General features: G+C 53.2%; 1 protein-coding gene. It reads right to left on the reverse strand.

The window, feature by feature from the left end; all coding sequences use genetic code 11:
- Positions 1-117: 117 nt before the first annotated feature.
- Positions 118-675, reverse strand: coding sequence for a hypothetical protein (locus tag F0L74_RS34530; protein WP_149842216.1), 558 nt, complete (start codon positions 673-675; stop codon positions 118-120).
- Between the last annotated feature and the right edge of the window lie 19 nt (positions 676-694).

Genomic DNA, 694 nt, shown 5'->3' on the forward strand with positions numbered 1-694 from the left:
GCTATTTATTTCAACTATTTTAATGACATACAATAATTTTCATTTAATAAAATAGTTAAATTCCGATTACGAGCGCCCGAGAGCGGTCATGGTGGACATGTCGACATTGATCGATATTTAGTTAAGGGTCTCAGGAAGAGTGACAGCGGGTGCGGGAATGATGGGAGTCGCGACGATCACTGGCTTGGGAGCAACGGGAGTGATGTCAGCAACCTGGACAGGCTTGGGGACGGGGCCATCGACAACGATCACGGGCTCAGCAACGATTTCGGCTTCGTCAACGACAATCACGGGCTCAGGGATAATGGCATCGACACCGGGTCCGGGGACAATAGGGGCAGAGCTAGCCTGGTTGATGTTCAAAATGATTTGCACGAGAGGAGTGCTGTCAGCAACGGGGGCAAGAGGAGGGCTGTCTACGATAGCGGGTCCAACGGAGATAGGTACGAACTCGTCGACGATGGCAGGCCCAACGGAGATAGGTTCGAACTCGTTGACGATGGCAGGTCCGACGGAAATGGGCTCGAACTCATCTATGATGGCAGGCCCGACAGCGATAGGTACAAAGTCGTCGATGATGGGAGCAGGTCCGGCAACGCCGGGACTCACCAGGCCCTTAGTAGGGCCGGCGACAGCAACGGCCACCACGGCAGCGAAGGACAGGAAGAATTTCATAGTTTCAGTAGTAGTTTAC

The organism is Chitinophaga agrisoli (assembly GCF_008386695.1).
Lineage (GTDB): Bacteria > Bacteroidota > Bacteroidia > Chitinophagales > Chitinophagaceae > Chitinophaga > Chitinophaga agrisoli.